This window comes from Melittangium boletus DSM 14713, assembly GCF_002305855.1.
In the GTDB taxonomy this organism is placed as follows: Bacteria; Myxococcota; Myxococcia; order Myxococcales; family Myxococcaceae; genus Cystobacter; species Cystobacter boletus.
Genome location: NZ_CP022163.1, coordinates 4,160,112 through 4,177,386, shown reverse-complemented (window position 1 = coordinate 4,177,386; position 17,275 = coordinate 4,160,112). Strand labels below are relative to the sequence as shown.

Annotated in this window: 14 protein-coding genes; 12 read left to right on the top strand and 2 right to left on the bottom strand. The window is 69.0% G+C overall.

Annotated features, from left to right (window positions below):
* Window positions 1-200: 200 nt before the first annotated feature.
* The gene (locus tag MEBOL_RS17680) at window positions 201-725 is read right to left on the bottom strand and encodes a GNAT family N-acetyltransferase (RefSeq protein WP_095978541.1); all 525 of its coding nucleotides are present in this window, start codon (window positions 723-725) and stop codon (window positions 201-203) included.
* A 302-nt stretch (window positions 726-1,027) separates the two neighbouring features.
* Between MEBOL_RS17680 and epsZ the strand changes: the two genes are divergently transcribed.
* Window positions 1,028-2,605, top strand: a complete 1,578-nt coding sequence (epsZ, locus tag MEBOL_RS17675) for an exopolysaccharide biosynthesis polyisoprenyl-phosphate hexose-1-phosphate transferase EpsZ (RefSeq protein WP_095978540.1) — start codon at window positions 1,028-1,030, stop codon at window positions 2,603-2,605.
* 12 nt (window positions 2,606-2,617) lie between these two features.
* On the opposite strand, the gene MEBOL_RS17670 is transcribed toward epsZ, so the two are convergent.
* On the bottom strand, window positions 2,618-3,670 hold the full coding sequence (locus MEBOL_RS17670) for a cation diffusion facilitator family transporter (protein ID WP_095978539.1): 1,053 nt from the start codon (window positions 3,668-3,670) through the stop codon (window positions 2,618-2,620).
* Between the two features lie 155 nt (window positions 3,671-3,825).
* On the opposite strand from MEBOL_RS17670, the gene MEBOL_RS17665 reads away from it, so the two are divergent.
* The 11 genes from MEBOL_RS17665 (at window position 3,826) to MEBOL_RS17620 (ending at window position 17,269) form a co-directional block, all read left to right on the top strand.
* The gene (locus MEBOL_RS17665) at window positions 3,826-5,403 is read left to right on the top strand and encodes an oligosaccharide flippase family protein (RefSeq protein ID WP_095978538.1); all 1,578 of its coding nucleotides are present in this window, start codon (window positions 3,826-3,828) and stop codon (window positions 5,401-5,403) included.
* Window positions 5,400-6,011 (top strand): exopolysaccharide export protein EpsY, encoded by a 612-nt coding sequence (gene epsY / locus MEBOL_RS17660; RefSeq protein ID WP_095978537.1) that lies wholly within the window; start codon window positions 5,400-5,402, stop codon window positions 6,009-6,011. The genes MEBOL_RS17665 and epsY overlap by 4 nt, the downstream gene beginning before the upstream one ends.
* A 4-nt stretch (window positions 6,012-6,015) precedes the next feature.
* On the top strand, window positions 6,016-7,239 hold the full coding sequence (locus MEBOL_RS17655; RefSeq protein ID WP_095978536.1) for a hypothetical protein: 1,224 nt from the start codon (window positions 6,016-6,018) through the stop codon (window positions 7,237-7,239).
* 12 nt (window positions 7,240-7,251) lie between these two features.
* On the top strand, window positions 7,252-7,425 hold the full coding sequence (locus tag MEBOL_RS41870) for a hypothetical protein (protein ID WP_170115531.1): 174 nt from the start codon (window positions 7,252-7,254) through the stop codon (window positions 7,423-7,425).
* 16 nt (window positions 7,426-7,441) lie between these two features.
* On the top strand, window positions 7,442-7,846 hold the full coding sequence (locus tag MEBOL_RS17650; protein WP_095978535.1) for a response regulator: 405 nt from the start codon (window positions 7,442-7,444) through the stop codon (window positions 7,844-7,846).
* A gap of 6 nt (window positions 7,847-7,852) precedes the next feature.
* Window positions 7,853-9,355 carry a GumC domain-containing protein gene (locus MEBOL_RS17645; protein ID WP_095978534.1) on the top strand — a complete coding sequence of 501 codons (1,503 nt, stop codon included), beginning with the start codon at window positions 7,853-7,855 and terminating at the stop codon, window positions 9,353-9,355.
* Window positions 9,356-9,407: 52 nt separating this feature from the next.
* Complete coding sequence (epsU, locus tag MEBOL_RS17640; RefSeq protein ID WP_179956464.1) at window positions 9,408-10,598, top strand: exopolysaccharide biosynthesis GT2 family glycosyltransferase EpsU; 1,191 nt, start codon at window positions 9,408-9,410, stop codon at window positions 10,596-10,598.
* Between the two features lie 38 nt (window positions 10,599-10,636).
* Window positions 10,637-12,187: an exopolysaccharide repeat unit polymerase gene (gene wzy, locus MEBOL_RS17635; RefSeq protein ID WP_095982841.1), complete on the top strand. Its 1,551-nt coding sequence runs from the start codon at window positions 10,637-10,639 to the stop codon at window positions 12,185-12,187.
* Window positions 12,188-12,282: 95 nt separating this feature from the next.
* Window positions 12,283-12,948 (top strand): hypothetical protein, encoded by a 666-nt coding sequence (locus MEBOL_RS17630; RefSeq protein WP_095978532.1) that lies wholly within the window; start codon window positions 12,283-12,285, stop codon window positions 12,946-12,948.
* Entirely contained in the window at window positions 12,945-14,546 is a 1,602-nt protein-coding gene (gene epsD / locus MEBOL_RS17625) for an exopolysaccharide biosynthesis glycosyltransferase EpsD (protein ID WP_095978531.1), read from the top strand. Before MEBOL_RS17630 ends, epsD begins: the two co-directional genes overlap by 4 nt.
* Window positions 14,546-17,269 (top strand): glycoside hydrolase family 44 protein, encoded by a 2,724-nt coding sequence (locus tag MEBOL_RS17620; RefSeq protein WP_095978530.1) that lies wholly within the window; start codon window positions 14,546-14,548, stop codon window positions 17,267-17,269. Before epsD ends, MEBOL_RS17620 begins: the two co-directional genes overlap by 1 nt.
* Window positions 17,270-17,275 lie beyond the last annotated feature (6 nt).

Below are 17,275 nucleotides of genomic sequence, written 5' to 3'. Positions count from 1 at the left end.
CGAGCCGGAGACGCTACACGGCACCAGCGCCGCGCGAGAACCTCGCGATCAAGGCCGTCCCATCAGGCTCCCTGGCCACAGAATTCGCCTCCCGCCGGAACTCGATGCAGGGTGCAACGGACTCCAATCCCTTTCAGGGAAAACGAGAGAGGAATTCTCGGAGGGGCGTCAAGGGCAGACGTGCGAGCGAGCGTCTGGCTTCACGCGGGGAAACGCAGCACATAGGCTTCGAGGAAGAGGGTGGGCAGGGCCAGGTCTCCCGTGGGCTCGCGCACGAAGCCCCGGCGCTCGTACATGCGCGCCACCCCCACCGCCCCCTGGCGCACATGCAAGCAGATGGCGGGCACGGACCACTCACGCGCGAGCCGCTCGGCCGCGTCCAGCAGGGGTCCGGACAGCCCCTGTCCATGGAAATCCACCGCCGTGGCCAGCTGCCGGAGATCCGCCGCGCCCGGTATCCAGGCCTCGGAACCCGGCGCGCCCGGGGGCCACAGGGACACGGTGCCCACCACGCGCCCCACCAGCTCGGCCACCAGCACCCGGCCCACGGCGCGCCGACGCGCCACATCCCGAAGCTCGCGCTTGCGCGTCTCGTCATAGCGCACCTCTGGCAGCTTCTGGGCGTACTGGGTGATGAACGACTCCACCAGCAGCTCGCCCACGGCGGCGTCATCCTCGGGTCGCGCCTCGCGGATGACGACCCCCTCCCACCTGTGTGGACTCATGCCCGAGCCTCTAGCACGCTCACGTCGCGCCTCCACGCGGAGCACCCATGAGGTCCTGCCCCTCGCACCCACCTCCTACAGGTAGGACGCGTGTGGGCCTACAACGCCTATCCACACACGGGCTTCTACCTGGGGTGGATGAATCCAGGGATGGTTGACGGATTTCAGCCCAACCCTTTACGCTGTTCGCTGCGGACTCCGGAGGCCGCGTGCTCTGAACAGTTGGGTGACCCCCGCTTCATGCCAGCATCTCGGTCCTTTATCATCCGGGCCGTCGATTCCAACTCCTGACAGGCTCACGAATGCGACCCGCATCTGAAATTGGTGCCCCTTCCCACGAGCCTCTCTCCAACAAGTCCCAGGAGGGGGCCGAGCCCGTTGCCCACCTGTCGGCGTCCGTCGCGGCGCCGCTGGTGCAGCAGGCGGCGGCCACTGGAGCCGAGGAGACGAAACAACCTCTGGCGCTCGTGCCCGCGCGGGCCACGCAGCCGGAGCCCTCGCGCTTCGCCCCGGGCTTCGCCGCCAAGGTGAACCTGGTGGCGGACGTGGTGCTGGTGGTGGCGGCGCTGCTCATCTCCACGACGCTCATGGGGCATGACCTCCACCTGGAGCGCACGGATCTCTGGGTGCTGCTGGGGGTGGGCGTCATCTCCTGGCTCGTGGTGGGCACGGCGCTGTGCCTCTACGACGTGCACTTCGCGGATCGCGAGCGCCTGGATGATCTGGCGCTCATCTCCATCCAGGTGATGGTCGTCACGGTGGTGCTCTTCCTCACGCGTCTGGTGATGGGCACCGAGTCGTGGATCGTCGCGCTGAGTCTCTTTCCGCCGCTCTTGTGGCCGTCGGTGGCGCTGCCGCGTCTGTACTTCTTCCGGCGGCTGTCCGTGCAGGAGCAGCCGCGCGATGACGTGCTCATCCTGGGCGTGGGCCCCATGGGGCGGCTCACGGGCGAGGATCTGACCACCAAGCACCGCCGCAAGGTGATTGGCTATCTGAACTTCGGCAACGAAACGGCCTCGGGGGAGATACCGGCGCCCATGCTGGGCGCGGTGAAGGACCTGGAGCAGGTGCTGAGCACGGTGCCGGTGGACGAGGTCTACATCGCCGGCAACCTCGTCAAGCAGTCCACGGAGATGCAGGCGGCGGTGAAGCTGTGCGAGAAGTTCGGCATCCCCTTCGCGCTGCCGGCCTACCACATGCGCTTCGACCGGGCGCGCCCGGTGGATGACCACGCGGTCTCCGACGGCTACCTGCACTTCGTGACGCACGCCTTCCTGCCGCACCAGATGGCGCTCAAGCGGCTCTTCGACATCGTGAGCTCCACGGCGGCGCTGGCGGTGCTCTCGCCGCTGCTCGTGGGCGTGGCGCTGGCGGTGAAGTTCACCAGCCGCGGGCCCATCTTCTTCAAGCAGGAGCGCGTGGGTCTGCACGGCAAGAGCTTCGGCATGCTCAAGTTCCGCTCCATGGTGGTCAACGCCGAGGAGCTCAAGGCGAAGCTGGAGGCGCTCAACGAGCAGTCGGGCCCCGTCTTCAAGATGAAGAACGATCCGCGCATCACCCGCGTGGGCCGCTTCATCCGCAAGTACTCCATCGACGAGCTGCCCCAGCTCATCAACGTGCTGCGCGGCGAGATGAGCGTGGTGGGGCCGCGGCCGCCCATCCCCAAGGAGGTGGCGAAGTACGCCGCGTGGCAGCGCCGCCGCCTGTCCGTGCGCCCGGGCCTCACCTGCATCTGGCAGGTGTCGGGGCGCAATCAGATCTCGTTCGAACAGTGGATGTACCTGGACATGCAGTACATCGACCACTGGAGCCTCAAGAACGACATCAACCTCATCCTCAAGACGGTGCCCGTGGTCATCACCGGCAGCGGCGCGAGCTAGCGGCGCGAGCAGTCAGGCGGATTTGAGCACGCCGGTGTCGGCGGCCACGCCCGGGGCGGAGACAGGCAGGTGCTCCAACTCCAGATCGATGTGCCGGGCCTCGGGGATGACGGCGCGCACCTCGGCCTCGATGGCGTCGATCTCCTCGCTGAGCAGACGGATGAGGCTCTGGGCGGAGGGCAGGAGCGCCTGCTCTCGGCCCTCCCCCGAGGGCAACTCGCCCATGCCGCGCAGGGCCTGGGACAACCAGGAGGCCACGAAGGCGTCGCTGAAGCGCACCTCGGCCTTGAACAGGAACACCTCCGGGGTGATCTGCCGCGTCTTCACGTCGTGGATGTCCGCGATGCTCGGCCGGGCGCGCACGAGCGCCACGAAGCGCGCCTCCACCTCGTCGGGCACCGCCCGGCCCAGCAGGTGCGAGCGGTTCTCCACCACCAGGTACACGGCGATGAGGCCCAGGAGCAGGCCCACCACCACGGACGCGGACGCGTCGAACAGGGGATTGCCGGTGACGTGGGAGAGCACGATGCCGCCCGTGGCGAGGAGGAGGCCCAGCACCGCCGCTCCATCCTCGAGCAGGATGGCCACGGTGGCGGGGTCCGCCTTCTCGCGCACGTAGCGGAAGAAGCCCAGCTCCCGGCTGAGGGGGAGCACCCCGCGCACGGCCATCACCAGCACGCCGCCCTCCACCAGGAAGGAGAAGCCCAGCACCGCGAAGGTGAGCGGGCCCACCTGGGCCGGGTGGGGATCAAGCAGCGAGGAGACACCGTGGTACACGGTCACCCCGCAGCCCAGGAAGAAGATGCCCGCGGCCGAGAGGATGCCGAAGACGAAGCGCTCGCCGCCGTAGCCGTAGTGGAACTCCTCGTCCCGCGCGCGGCCAGCGCGCTTGAGACCTAGGAAGAGCAGCACCTGGTTGCCAGTATCGGCCGCGGAGTGAACGGCCTCCGATAACATGGCCCCGGAGCCGGAAAGCGCGAAGGCGAAGAACTTCGCCAGGGTGACCAGCGCGTTGCCCGAGAGGGCGAGAAGAACCGTTTTGATGGAAGAAGCGGGAGCGGACATGAAGGGAGAGAAGGGACGCGAGGAGGAGCCAACCTAGCATGGGCCCCGGGACGATCCGCTCCCTCGCTCTACAGGCCTGTAGGTGTTTGTTTGACGGGGGGACACCTCTGGCGTTCACTGCGCGGGCTCTTCGTTTCGAGGTCACCGTCATCGACATGCCCCCCACGAGCGCGGCGCCCACCGGGGCCGAGCCCGCCCCTCCCCCAGCGGTGGATGCCCACACCTCCCTGCGCAACGCCCTCAAGCTGGGCGGCTCGCTGCTGGTGACGTACGGCATCGCGCTGGTCATGCGCATGGTGTTGCCGCGCTACCTCGGGCCCGAGAGCTTTGGCCGCTACAACTGGGCGGACGGCTTCTCCGGCGCGTTCTTCGTGCTCAGCGCGCTGGGCCTGGACGTCTACATCCGCAAGGAAGTGTCGGTCCGGCGCGAACACGCGAGCGAGTTCTTCGGCGGCACGCTGCTGTTGCAGCTCGCGCTGGCGCTCGTGCTCACCGGCGGAATGCTGTGGGTGATGCGCGCGGGAGGAGAGCCGCCCGAGGTGCAGCGGCTGGCGCTGCTGCTGGGCGTCTACCAGTTCTTCTTCCGGCTCAACGCCATCCTCGCCGCGGTGCTGCACGCGCGCGAGAAGGTGGACGGCCTGTCGGTGGCCCACGTCGTCATGAAGTGCATCTGGGGCGGCGGGCTGGTGCTGGTGTTGCTCCTCGGCCTGCCGCTGCCGTGGCTCGCCGCGCCGTTCATCGGCGCCGAGGTCGTCAAGGCGGGCTTCCTCGTGCACCTCACGCGCGCGCACGCCGGGCTCCAGTTCCGGGTGGACGCGCGCGCCACGGCGGCGGCGCTGCTGGCCGCCCTCCCCTTCTTCCTCAACGAGGCGGCGCTGGCCACCAACGGCCGCGTGGACGTGAGCATCCTCGGGCTCGTGGCCAACAAGACGGAGGTGGGCTACTACGGCGCCATCTGGGGCATCGCCGGCATGACGATGCTGCTCTCGCCCATCCTCGGCTGGGTGCTCCTGCCGATGATGTCGCGCGCGGCGTCGAGCTCGCCCGAGGAGTTCACCCGCATCCTCCGCCGGGGCCTGGAAGGCGTCATCACCGTGTCCGTCCCCGTGACGCTGGCGCTGGCGCTGGGCTCGGAGACGTGGGTGCGGCTGATGATCGGCGAGGCCTACCTGCCCGCGGCCCCGGTGCTGCGGCTGCTCGCGCCCATCTTCGTGCTCACCTACGTGGCCACGGTGTGTGGCAGTTGGCTCATGGCCGCCAGCCGCACCTGGACGGTGACGCGCACGTCCCTGCTCGCCGCGGTGCTCAACCCCGCGCTCAACCTGCTGCTCATTCCGCCCCTGCTCGCGCGGATGGGCCCCACGGGAGGCGCGAGCGCCACCGCCCTGTCGCTCGCCCTCTGCGAGGTCATCGTCACGATCATCCTCGTGTCCGCCATCGGCTCGCGCGCCTACGACGCGCGGAGCCTCGCCGTGCTGGGCAAGACGGCGGGCGTGTGCGCCGCCGTCACCGGGGTACACCTGGGGCTCGGGCACGTGGGGCTGGACTCGCGGGATTTGCTCCGGGGCCTCGCCCGCCTCGTCGTGGATGGAACCGTCTACCTCACGCTCATCCTGGCCACCGGAGCGGTGCGCCGGGACGAGGTCCTCGCGCTGGTGCGCCGGGTGAAGGATCGCCGCAAGCCCGCTCCCAGCGCCGCATCGCCCGCCTCCCAGGAGGAACGCGCCGCATGAAGCCCATTGCCGTCCCTTGGATCGCCCTGACCGCGCTATTGCTCGCCTCCGGGTGCTACCAGCCCGGCCGTTTCATCTGGGTGGATGATTACCGCGAGCCCCAGACGCAACAGGACGACAGCTACCTCATCCGCCGCGGGGACGTCATCACCGTCAACGTGTGGAACCAGGGGCAGATCTCCTCGCCGCGCCTGCGCGTGCGCGATGATGGCCGCATCAGCCTGCCCCTGCTCAACGACGTGGACGCCGCGGGCCAGACGCCGGCCGCGCTCGCCCGCGCCGTGGAGCAGCGGCTCAAGGACCTGGTGGCCAATCCCGTCGTCACCGTCGTGGTGGACGAGGCCCAGCCCGTGAAGATCTCCGTGCTGGGCGAGGTGCGCAACCCCGGCAACAAGCAGCTCTCGCCGGGCGCGGGCCTCCTGCAGGCGGTGTCGGAGGCGGGCGGCTTCACGGACTACGCGCGCGACGACGGCATCTTCGTGCTGCGCCGCGAGGCCGGCTACCAGACGCCCGTGCGCATCCGCTTCAACTGGGAACTCCTCAGCCGCAACGAGGGCTCCGCGGCGACCTTCCGCCTCCGCACGGGGGACGTGGTGGTGGTGGAATAGACGCATGGCGCTGCCCGCCCTCGCACTCGGCTGGCTGCTCGTGGCCTCCGTTCCGCCCATCAAATACAAGCTCTCGGCGCGCCTGGACTCCGTCGTGCGCACGCCGTTGCTCACGGAGCTCGCCCCCGCGGGCACCAAGGTCGTGACGGACCTGATGGTCGCGCCACGCCTGGACAGCGTGATGTACACGAACCGCCTGGAGTGGAAGCTCTCCTACGAGCCGCAATTCTGGATGCGGCAGACGGGCGTGCGGCCCACGTTCGAGTCCCTCCAGTCCGTCTTCACGCAGCTCGAGTACTCGCTGCGCCGCGACTTCAGGTTCCTGGCCATCCACACCACCACCTTCGGCACCTTCCCGCTGGACACCTTCCAGGGAGCGGGGGGCAGCGCCCTGCCCGTCGCGCCCATCGAGGAGGCGAGCACGGGCAGCTCCTACACCTATACGGAGACGGCGGTGGGCTTCGTGAGCTCACTGGGCATCAAGCGGCTGAACGTGGCCGGCACGCTCGGCTGGGTCGTCAACGGCCTGTTGGATCCCCCCGTACGCCCCGTGAAGCGAGGCGACGCCGCCTATCCCCAGCAGCGCTACCCCGAGCTGCGGGTGCAGTCCTTCTATGGCGCCACCCGCCGCGATTATTTCACCATGCTGCTGTACGGCCGGGACGTGAGCTTCTCCACCGGCAACCGCGACGCGATGCTCCAATTCGCCCCGGGCATTCAGCACCAGTTCACCAACCTGGTGGACGTGAGCGTGGAGCCGGGGTTCGCCGTGGGCCGTGTCTATCCCCGCCGGCCGGATCAGGCGCCCTTCGCCTTCAGCATGCCCACGCTGGACATCGCGCTCAACACGCCGGTGCCCATCGGCCATCACTGGCCGGTGAAGGCCAAGGTGCGCGCGCGCTATCTGCCATACATGGATCCGCTCACCACCCAACTCATCCCCCGGGGCGAGACGGGCGTGGAGTTCAAATGGGAAGGCCGGCGGGAGGCCAAGGTCACGGGCAAGCTCTTCTACAGCCATGCGCTCACCTCGGGAGTCCATCGCTATGACGACGAGACGAAGGCCGAGTGGGATGCGCTGTTTCCCTTGCCGCTTGGCCGCCACCTCTTCTTGCAGACAAAGGGGCAGTTCAGATGGACACACCACGTCGTCTTGTCGACCGACGCTGTTGTCCAGTGGTCCACGAGCGTCGGATTGGTGGTCCGGTATGACCGTGGTAGGCTTTGAGGTCACCAGGCCATGAAGAAGTTCCTCCTGATGTCCGTGCTTTACGCGCTTCTGGTGCTCCCCAGCCTGGCCGCCCGTGAACAAAACGCGGTCCGGGGCGTAAAACGCGCGGTGGCGATGTTCGTGGCGTACAACTTCTTCTACATCTTCGTCGTCCTGGTGCTCTGGACGTCGATGGCGGACTGAGAACCTGAGAGATTCTATGGCGCAGCAGCAAGGAGCCGTCCTCGTGGTGGAGGACCTGGAACTGTCCCGGAAGATCCTCACCGGGGAGCTCCAGGCCCTGGGCTTCACGCACATCGTGGAGGCGACCAATGGCGCGGACGCCCTGGCGTGCCTCGCCGAGATGAGGCCGGTCCCCGTCCTGGTGTGTCTGGACCTCACGCTGCCCGACATCTCGGGCTACGACGTGTGCGAGATGATCCGCAATACGCCCCTGCTGCAGGAAATCCCCGTGCTGATGGTCTCCGCGCGCACCCAGACCATGGACCGGGCCCAGGCGGAGCTGGCCGGCGCGAGCGGCTACCTCATGAAGCCCTTCACGACCGAGGAGTTGCGCCAGCAGGTGGAGCGAGTGCTCCCGAATCCTCCGTGGAAGAAGGCATAGACGGCCATGTCCTCCCCGCACGAGGAACTCCCGGAAGTGGAGCGCGCCCAGTCCCAGATCTTCGACTGGGAGGCGATGCGCGACTACTTCGGCTATGTGAAGAACGCGCTCCTGCGCCACAAGCTGCTCGCGCTGGGCACCTTCGTGGTGACGGCGGCGTTGGGGCTCGCGCTCGCCAAGTTCCTGCCGCGCACCTTCTACTCGGAGGCCACGCTCCTGCCCAAGCGCGCCTCCACCATCGCCGCCCTGGTCAACCCGGACCGGATTCCCGCCCTGGACGCGGATCCGCCCAACCCCCTGCGTCCGCCGGGGGAGATCGACTCGGTGACGCGCTCGGCCGCGCAAGCCGTGATGCGGCGCGAGAACCTGGTGTCCCTCATCAAGCGGGTGAACCTGCTGGACCGCTGGGACTCCACGCGCGCGCCCCTGCTGCGCTTCAAGGACAAGGTGATGAACCTGGTGTCCGGACGCCCCAGCGAGGACATCAAGCTGGACGCCCTGGTGGGCATGCTGGAGAAGTCCCTCACGGTGAACACCGAGGATGGCCGGGTCGCCATCTCCGTCATGTGGCCCGAGCCCCAGCTCGCGTATGAGCTCGTCGAGGCCGCGCAGCAGGGCTTCCTCGAGGCGCGTCAGCGCGAGGACCTGGCGAGCATCACCGACGCCCAGAGCATCCTCGAGGAGCACGAGAAGACGGCCCTGGAGGCCTACACGAAGGCCTTCGTGAGCTTCGAGAAGATCTTCGCGGCGATCATGATCGAGCGGCGGCGCGCGGTGGGAGATCCGCGCGTGGGTGGCTTCAACACGAACCAGCAGATGGCGGAGATGCGCTTCCTCATCCGCGCCAAGCGCCGCGCCATCGACGACTCCGAGAGCCTGTACAACCGGCGCCTGGAAGGACTGCGGGCGGAGATGGTGGCGCAGCGCAAGCTCGTCGGTGAGAACCACCCGTCCCTGATGGCGCTGGAGCAGCAGGTGGCGGCGTTGCAGGCGGAAGGCTCGCTCAACACGAGCACGCTGCGTTCGGAAGAGAAGCAGATGACGCGCGACTACGAGCGCATTGGCGGCGGCTCCGTGCCCTTCCCGGACGAGCCCGTGCCGGACCCCTACGGCCTGGAGCGCGTGCTGATGGGCATCCTGCCCGCGGTGTCGGAGAACCCCAAGGCGGCGACGGCGCTGGACGAGGTGCGCATCCGCAGCGCCAACCTGCAGCAGCTGCGCCGGCGCATCGAGACGGCCAAGCTCGAGACGGACATCGTCAAGGCGACCTTCAAGTACCGCTACACGCTGCTCACCCCGGCGGAGTTCCCCCGCGCGCCCATGAAGCCCAACGCGAAGGTGATCGCCATCGGCGGCATCATCGCCGGGCTGCTCCTGGGTGTCTTCGCGGCGCTCGCGCGCGACGTACTCAGTGGCCGGCTCCTGCAATCCTGGCAGGTCAAGCGGGGCCTGGGCCTGCCCGTGCTGGCCGAGATGGAAACGCTGCCGCTGGAGCGTCAGTCCCGATAAGCGCGGTGGCCGCCGAGCCCCCACGCCCCAACCGGAGTCCGCCTACCCCGTGATGCTGCTCGACTTGTCGCTCCTCGTCCTGGCCGTGCCGGTGCTCGCCGCCTCGGGCTATCTGCTGCTGCTCACGCTCCTGTCGGGTCTCAAGCCAGCACCGCCGCGACTGCCCCCGCGGCTCAAGTTCGACGTCATCATCCCCGCCCACAACGAGGAGGCGGGCATCGCGAACACGGTGCGCAACCTGTCCGGGGTGGACTGGCCGGTGGAGCTGCGGCGCATCATCGTGGTGGCGGACAACTGCTCGGACGCCACGGCGGACCGGGCGCGCGAGGCCGGGGCCAAGGTGCTCGTGCGGCACAACCAGGAACTCCGGGGCAAGGGCTACGCGCTGCAGCTCGCGTTCGAGACGAGCCTCGCGGAGGGCTTCGCCGACGCGGTGGTGGTGGTGGACGCGGACACGCAGGTGACGCCCAACCTGCTGCATGCCTTCGCGCTGCGGCTGGAGGCGGGCGCCCACGCGGTCCAGGCGCACTACGGCGTGCTCAACCCGGAGGCCTCGTGGCGCACGCGGCTCATGGCGGTGGCCATGGCGCTCTTCCACAAGGTGCGCTCCATGGGCCGCGAGCGGCTGAGCGTGTCCTGCGGCCTGCGCGGCAACGGCATGTGCTTCACCCACGCCATCATCCGCAAGGTGCCCCACGAGGCGTTCTCCATCGTGGAGGACCTGGAGTACGGCATCCGCCTGGGCCAGGCGGGAGAGCGCGTGCACTACGCGTGGGAGGCCGAGGCGCTCGGGGAGATGGTGTCCGGAGAGAAGGCGTCGCGCTCGCAGCGCCGCCGCTGGGAGGGCGGACGCATGGCGATGATGCGCCAGCATGGTCTGCCCCTGCTCGCCGAGGGCCTGCGCAAGGGAGATCGGGTGCTGGTGGACCTGGCGGCGGATCTGCTCGTGCCGCCCCTGAGCTGGGTGGTGCTGGGCGCGGGAGCGCTGGCGGTGGCGTCCGCGGCGCTGTCCTGGATGAGCGGCGGCGTGGCCTTGTCCGCCTGGGCGGCGGCGGCGAGCGTGCTGGCGCTCGTGACGTACGTGATGCGCGGCTGGTGGGTCTCCGGCCAGGGCGTGCAGGGATTGCTGGCGCTCGCGCGGGCGCCCTTCTATGTGGCGTGGAAGCTGTGGCTGGTGGTGAGCCGTCCGGCGGAGAAGAAGGGCGAGTGGGTACGAACCACCCGCGAGGGCCAGAAGCCCTGAGCGGATGACGGGTGGGCCTCGCGCCCGCTGGGATGACGATGGAAGCCTTTCTCTCTCGCACTCCCGTGTTCATGGCGCTGCTGGCCCTGCTCGTGCTGGCCACGCTGGGGCTCGTCATCCTGTTTCCGGCCGTGGCCCCGGTGCCCATGGTGCTCGCGGCCTTCCTGTACTGGGTGTGCCAGCAGCCGGTGCGCAAGCTGACGCTCGCGCTGTTCGCCGCGGCCGTGACGGTGGACCTGGTGCCGGAGGTGCCCTACGAGGGCCGCTGGCAGTCCCCCCTGTACTTCCCCGGCAAGCTGCTCTTCCTCAACCTGAGCAACGTGCTCGGCGTGCCCGGCCTGGGTTTTCCCCTGCTGGACATCGCGATCATGGGCTTCCTGGCCCTCTACGCCTACCGGCGCATCAACGGCATCAAGACGGACGCCATCACCCCCTCCCTGCCCAAGCCGCTGGTGATCGGACTGCTCGTCCTGCCCGGCACCATCGCGTGGCTGCAGGTGTTCGGCATCTTCATCAACGGGGGCAATTCGCGCGTGGCGCAGTGGCAGTGGCACCAGATGGCGGTGCTGCCGCTCATGGTGCTGCTCTTCAACGTCGCCCTGAAGGGGCCCGAGGATCTGCGCGCGCTCGGCCGTATCATCGTGGTGGGCTGCTGCACCAAGGCGTGCCTGGGCGCGTGGTTCATCGTGATGATCGCCCGGCCCCGGGGCTACTACTTCGAGTACGCCACCACGCACTCGGACTCCATGCTCTACGTCACGGGCCTCGCGTGCGTCATCTTCTCGTGGCTGGAGGAGCCCACGCCCAAGAACTTCAAGCGCATGCTCTGGGTGTGCGCCATCATCTTCATGGGCATGCACTACAACGACCGGCGCCTGGCCTACGTGAGCTTCATGTTCTCGCTCATGGCCGCCTTCCTGCTGAGTCCCTGGAGCCCCCTGAAGGTCAAGATGACCCGGGTGGCGCTGCTCTTCCTGCCCTTCTTTCCCTTCTACCTGGTGGCGGGCTGGCAGAACCCCACGGGCATCTTCGGTCCGGTGGGCATCTTCAAGTCCGTCCTCGAGGGCGAGAACCTCGCCAAGGGGCAGATGGACTACCGCGACATCGAGAACCTGGACGTCATCCACACCTGGGAAGCCAACCCCATCATGGGTCGCGGCTGGGGTCATGAGTTCGACGAAGTCATCCCCCTGCCCGACATCTCCCACGCCTTCGCCGACTACCGCTACCACCCGCACAACTCGGTGCTGGGCATGCTCGCCTTCGGTGGAGTGGTGGGCTTCAGCGGCCTGTGGGCGTGGATCTCCATCGCCGTCTTCCTGACGGTGCGCGCCTACCACCGGGCCCGGGATTCCCTGTGGCGCACAGGCTGTTTGGTGGCCATGGCGGTGATCGTGGCCTATACCAACCAGTGTTTCGGAGACATGGGCACCATCAGTTGGCTGGGCACCCTTCTCATCGCCATGGCCGCGACGTGCGCGGGCAAGATCGCCACCCTGACCGGTGCCTGGCCGAACGCCCAGTCACGGAGCGACCGCGCTGTTCAAGAAGCCGGTAAAACAGGGACCCTGGCAGGAAATCGTGTATGATAGCGCACCGCAGACCCAAGAGGCCACGCAAATACGACAGTCCGCGTCAGGGCCCGTCCGCTTCTGAGGTGCCAAACCCCCCGCGACGCGGTAACATGGCTCCAGCCATGTTCGAGCCGAACGACAAGAAGACCAAAGGTGGCTCGCGTGGTGGCGGAGGAGGCCCCACGCCGCCGGAGCCGCGCCGCGTGGTGCAGCCCCTGTCGGTGGTTCGTGGAAACCGGCCAGTGCCCAACCCCGTGGTTCCGTCCGAGCCGGCCCTCGGCATGGACGGTGTCGCGGCCGAGGTGGCCGAGCCGCAGTACAAGCCCGCGCCCAGCGCTCCCTCCAGCACGCTGCTGCACCTGTGGGCGATGCTCAACCAGCGCCATCGCTGGTCGTCGCTCGTGGTGGTGCCCGCGCACGAGGGGGGCTCGGGCGTACAGGCAGTGCAGGCCATCCTCGAGGTGGCCAGCCGGCAGAGCAGCACGCCCCTGCACTTCCTCGATGCCGAGGGCCTGGAGCTCGGTGCCTCGCAGCACGTGGTGAGCGAGATGCAGGCCTACGTGGAGCAGGGGGACCGGGTGGTGGTCCTCATCGACTCCATCGTCGCCAATCCACTCGGGCTCGAGGTGGCACTCGCCGCGGAGCGGGCGTTGCTGTGCGTGACGCTCGGGACGTCGGACTACACGTCCGCCCGGCGCACGCTGGACCTGATTGGGAAGGAGCGCTTCCTGGGAAGCGTTACCCTCCAGCCCCCGTCCGGAGCCCCGAAGAAATGAACGCAGCTTCCGGCGCCCCTGGCGCCGTTGTTCCCCCTCGGCCCGTGGCCCCGCGCCCGAGGCTGAGTGTCGTCGTTGCCACGTACAACCGCGTGGACCTCATCCAGCGCCTGCTCTCGCAGTTCGCCCGGCAGACGCTCGCCCCGTCCGACTTCGAGGTGGTGGTGGTGGATGACGGCTCGAAGGAGCCGGTGGCGCCCCATCTGGAGAAGCTCACCCTGCCCTACGCCTTGCGCGTGGAGACGCAGGCCAACGCCGGCGCGGCCGCCGCGCGGCACCGGGGCGTGCTCGCGGCCCAGGGGGACATCGTCCTCATCACCGACGACGACATGCAGGTGGCCGAGGACTTCCTCGCGCTCCACCTGTCACGCCATCCGCGCGGCTCACGCAACGTGGTGATTGGCGGCATCCGTCCCGACCCCGCCATCTCCGACATGCCGCTGTTCGAGCGCTGGTACGCCTGGCTCAACAACCGCATCGCCGCGAGCATGAGTGGCCCCAAGCGGCGCGCCCACGGCTGGCAGCTCTTCACGGGCAACGTCTCGTTCCGGCGCGAGGACTACGTGGCCGCGGGCGGCTTCGACAAGAGCCTGGGCCAGTCCGAGGACATCGAGCTGGGCGTGCGCCTGGAGAAGGCCGGCTGCCGCTTCGAGTTCGCCGCCGCGGCGCACGTGCTGCACGGCTCGGATCACACCAGCTACGAGAAGTGGCTCAAGCGCGCCCACCGCTATGGCGTCTTCGACTCGCGCGTGGCGGGCAAGCACCCGGATGTGCCCCAGGTGGACCCCTGGCGCTTCCTCTTCGAGATGAATCCGCTGGCGCGGCCGCTGCTCGCCGCCGCGGTGCTCGCGCCCGAGGCCACCCGTCCCGTGACGGAGGCCGTCATGGAGGCGGCGCGCCGGGCGGACCAGGCGGGCTACACGAAGCTGGCCTTCATGGGCACCTCGGTGACGTACGCCATGGAGTACCTGCGCGGCGCGCGCGCCGAGGCGGGCTCGCTCGGGCGGGCGCTCCAGCACGTGGGCCGCTTCGCCGTCACCGGCGGCAAGCCGGGCCAGGTGCTCAAGCTCGCCCAGGCGCTCAAGGACGACGCGCTGGAGGCGGCGCGCGCCGAGCATGGCCACACGGGCGTGAAGGCCGTGGCGTCCATGGTGCTCACGTCGGACGGCTTCCGGGTGCTCGCGCTGCAGCGCCTGCGCGAGGCGGCGCGGGGGCTCGGCATTCCGCTGGGCAACCACGCGCTGCGCGTGGCGCAGACGGCGCTGCTGGGCGTGGAGATTGGCAAGGACGTGGAGCTGGGCAGCGGCGTCTACTTCGTGCACAGCCTGGGCACCGTGGTGGGCGGTGACGCGAAGGTGGGCGACCGGGTGCGCTTCTACGGCAACAACACCGTGGGCACCGCCAAGGACGACGGCTACCCCGTCATCGAGGACGACGTGTGGGTGGGCGCCGGCGCGCGCATCCTCGGTCCCATCACCATCGGAGCCCGCTCGCGCATCGGCGCCAACGCGGTGGTGCTCCAGGACATCCCTCCCGACAGCGTGGCGGTGGGCATCCCCGCCCGCGTCCTCCCGCGCCGGGACGTGGACGGCGAGTGATGCGCAAGGCCTCCGTGGCCCTGTGGGCCGGCCTCAGCCTGGGCACGATTCCGCTCATCTCGTGCAAGTCCTGCAGCCGCGGCGAGTCCCAGGCGGCCACGACCTCGGCGCCGGCGCCGGGCGGTGTCTATGACATCCCCGCGCTCACCGAGGTGGCCTTCGCCTCGACCCTCCAGGAAGGCTGGACGGACGAGGGGTGGAGCGTCCGGGAGTTGAAGGAGCCCGGCCCGGCGAAGCTGCGCCTGTCCAACATGGGCGGCTGGATGCTGCGCAAGACGGGCATCCAGGGCGACTTCGGCGGACTCGCGCTGCGCTATCGCGCCCCCGAGGGCTACGGCGACTTCCTCGAGGTGCGGCTCGACTCGGAGGGCGAGACGCTCTTCCCCCGCGTGCGCGTGGACGCGAGCCACGTGGCGCGCCGAGAGCAGGGCTGGGTGCAGATCTTCGTCCCCTTCGACAAGCTCAATCCCCAGCAGTTGCCCTTCACCCGGCTCGTGCTGCGCGCCTACAAGCCGGTGGGCACCGACTGGGTGGAGGTGGATCAACTGGGCCTCACCGCCCCCGGCGGCATGACGCTCGTCGAGGGCACGGGGGCCTCCGAACCGTCCACGGCCCAGGCCAGCGCCGAGGCGGCGCCCCGGCCCACCGTCGTGCCCGTGGAGCTGGCGTATGACAATGGCTTGCGCCCGGGGTGGGAGGATCGCGGCTGGGCCGAGCGCGAGCTCAAGGACGAGACCCAGGCGAAGCTGCGTCTGGCCAAGATGGGAGGGTGGGCGCTCTACAAGAAGGACCTGGGGACGGAATATGGCGGACTGACGCTGCGCTACCACGCCCCCGCGGGCTTCGGGGACTTCCTCGAGGTGCGGCTGGACTCCAGCGGCGAAACGCTCTTTCCGCGCGTGAAGCTGTCCAACGCATACGTCACCCAGCGCGAGGGCGACTGGACGCAGGTGTTCGTCCCCATGGACGAGCTCAACCCGAAGAAGCAGGCCTTCAACCAGGTGGTGCTGCGCGCCTACAAGGAAGTGGGCGCGGACTGGGTGGAGTTCAACCAGGTGGGCTTCGCCCGGTTGATGACGCCGGACGCGCCGCCTCCCGAGCCGCCGCCCCAGACCGCCGTCAGCGTGGGCGGAGGCCGTCTGCCCATCGGCAACGCCAAGAGCTCGCGCGTGGTGGTGGACTGCACCGCGCCCGGCCATGCCATCAGCCCACTCATCTACGGCATCGCCTTCAACAACCTGCGCGAGCAGAAGGACACCCACCAGTGGGAGCTGGGCGCCACCGCGCGCCGCTGGGGCGGCAACCCCACCTCCCGTTACAACTGGAAGATTGGCAACGTCTGGAACACGGCCAACGACTACTTCTTTCGCAACATCATCCTCGGCACCACGCCCCAGTACACCGCCGACACCTTCCTCCAGACGAACCTGCAGAAGGGCGTCCAGTCCGCCCTCACCGTGCCCATGCTCGGCTGGGTGGCCAAGGACGCCACCTCCACCAGCTTCCCCCGCTCCCTCTTCGGCTCCCAGCAGAAGATGGATCCCGACGTGAAGGAGGCCGGCAACGGCATCGCCGCCGGGGGAGACGCGCTGCCGCCGCCCGTGCCCACCCTCACCAGCGTGGAAGCGCCTCCCGCCTTCATCAACGAGTGGGTGCGCACCCTGCGCGAGAAGGACAAGAAGCGCGGACGCAGCGTGCAGATGTACATCCTCGACAACGAGCCGATGCTCTGGAACACCACGCACCGCGACGTGCACCCGGAGCCCGTCACCTATGACGAGCTGCTCGAGCGCACCATCGCCTACGGCACCGCCGTGCGCCAGGCGGATCCAGACGCCGTCATCGCGGGCCCCGCCGAGTGGGGCTGGCCCAACTACTTCTCCTCCGCCGCGGACATCGCCCCGGGCGGCAACAAGAAGGATCGCAAGGCGCACGGCAACGTGCCGCTCTCGGCCTGGTACCTCAAGAAGCTGCGCGAGCACGAGCAACAGACGGGCACCCGCATCCTCGACGTGTTCGATCTGCACTTCTACCCGCAGGGAGAAGGCATCGGCTTCGAGGAGCGCGGCGCCACCGACGCGGACACGTCCGAGCGGCGCATCCGCTCCGTGCGCGCGCTGTGGGATCCCAAGTACCGCGACGAGTCGTGGATCGACGACACGGTGGAGCTCATCCCCCGCATGAAGCGCTGGGTGGCGGAGAACTACCCGGGCCTGGGCCTCTCCCTGGGCGAGTACAACTTCGGCGCCACGGGGCACATGAGCGGTGGACTCGCGCAGGCCGAGGCGCTCGGGCGCTTCGCCGAGCAGGGCCTCACCTCGGCGTTCCTCTTCACCTACCCGCCCTTCCGCAGCCCCACCTTCTGGGCCTTCCGCGCCTTCCGCAACTTCGACGGCAAGGGCGGGCGCTTCCTGGACACCTACGTGCCCAGCCGCTTCGACAAGGAGGCGGACACCCGCGAGCAGTCGCTGTTCGCCTCGCGCAGCGACGACGGCCGGCACATGGTCGCCGTGGCGCTCAACCTGTCGCCGGACACGGCACGCAACACCCAGGTGGAGCTCAAGGGCTGCGGCGACGTGGCCAGCGCGAAGCTCTACACCTACCGCGGTGACGCGTCTGGCTTCGCCGCGAATCCGTCCCTGCTCCAGTCGGGCAGCACCGTGCAGACGGTGCTGTCCCCCTGGTCCATGACGGTGCTGGACCTCACGCTCACCCGGCCGTGAAGTCCC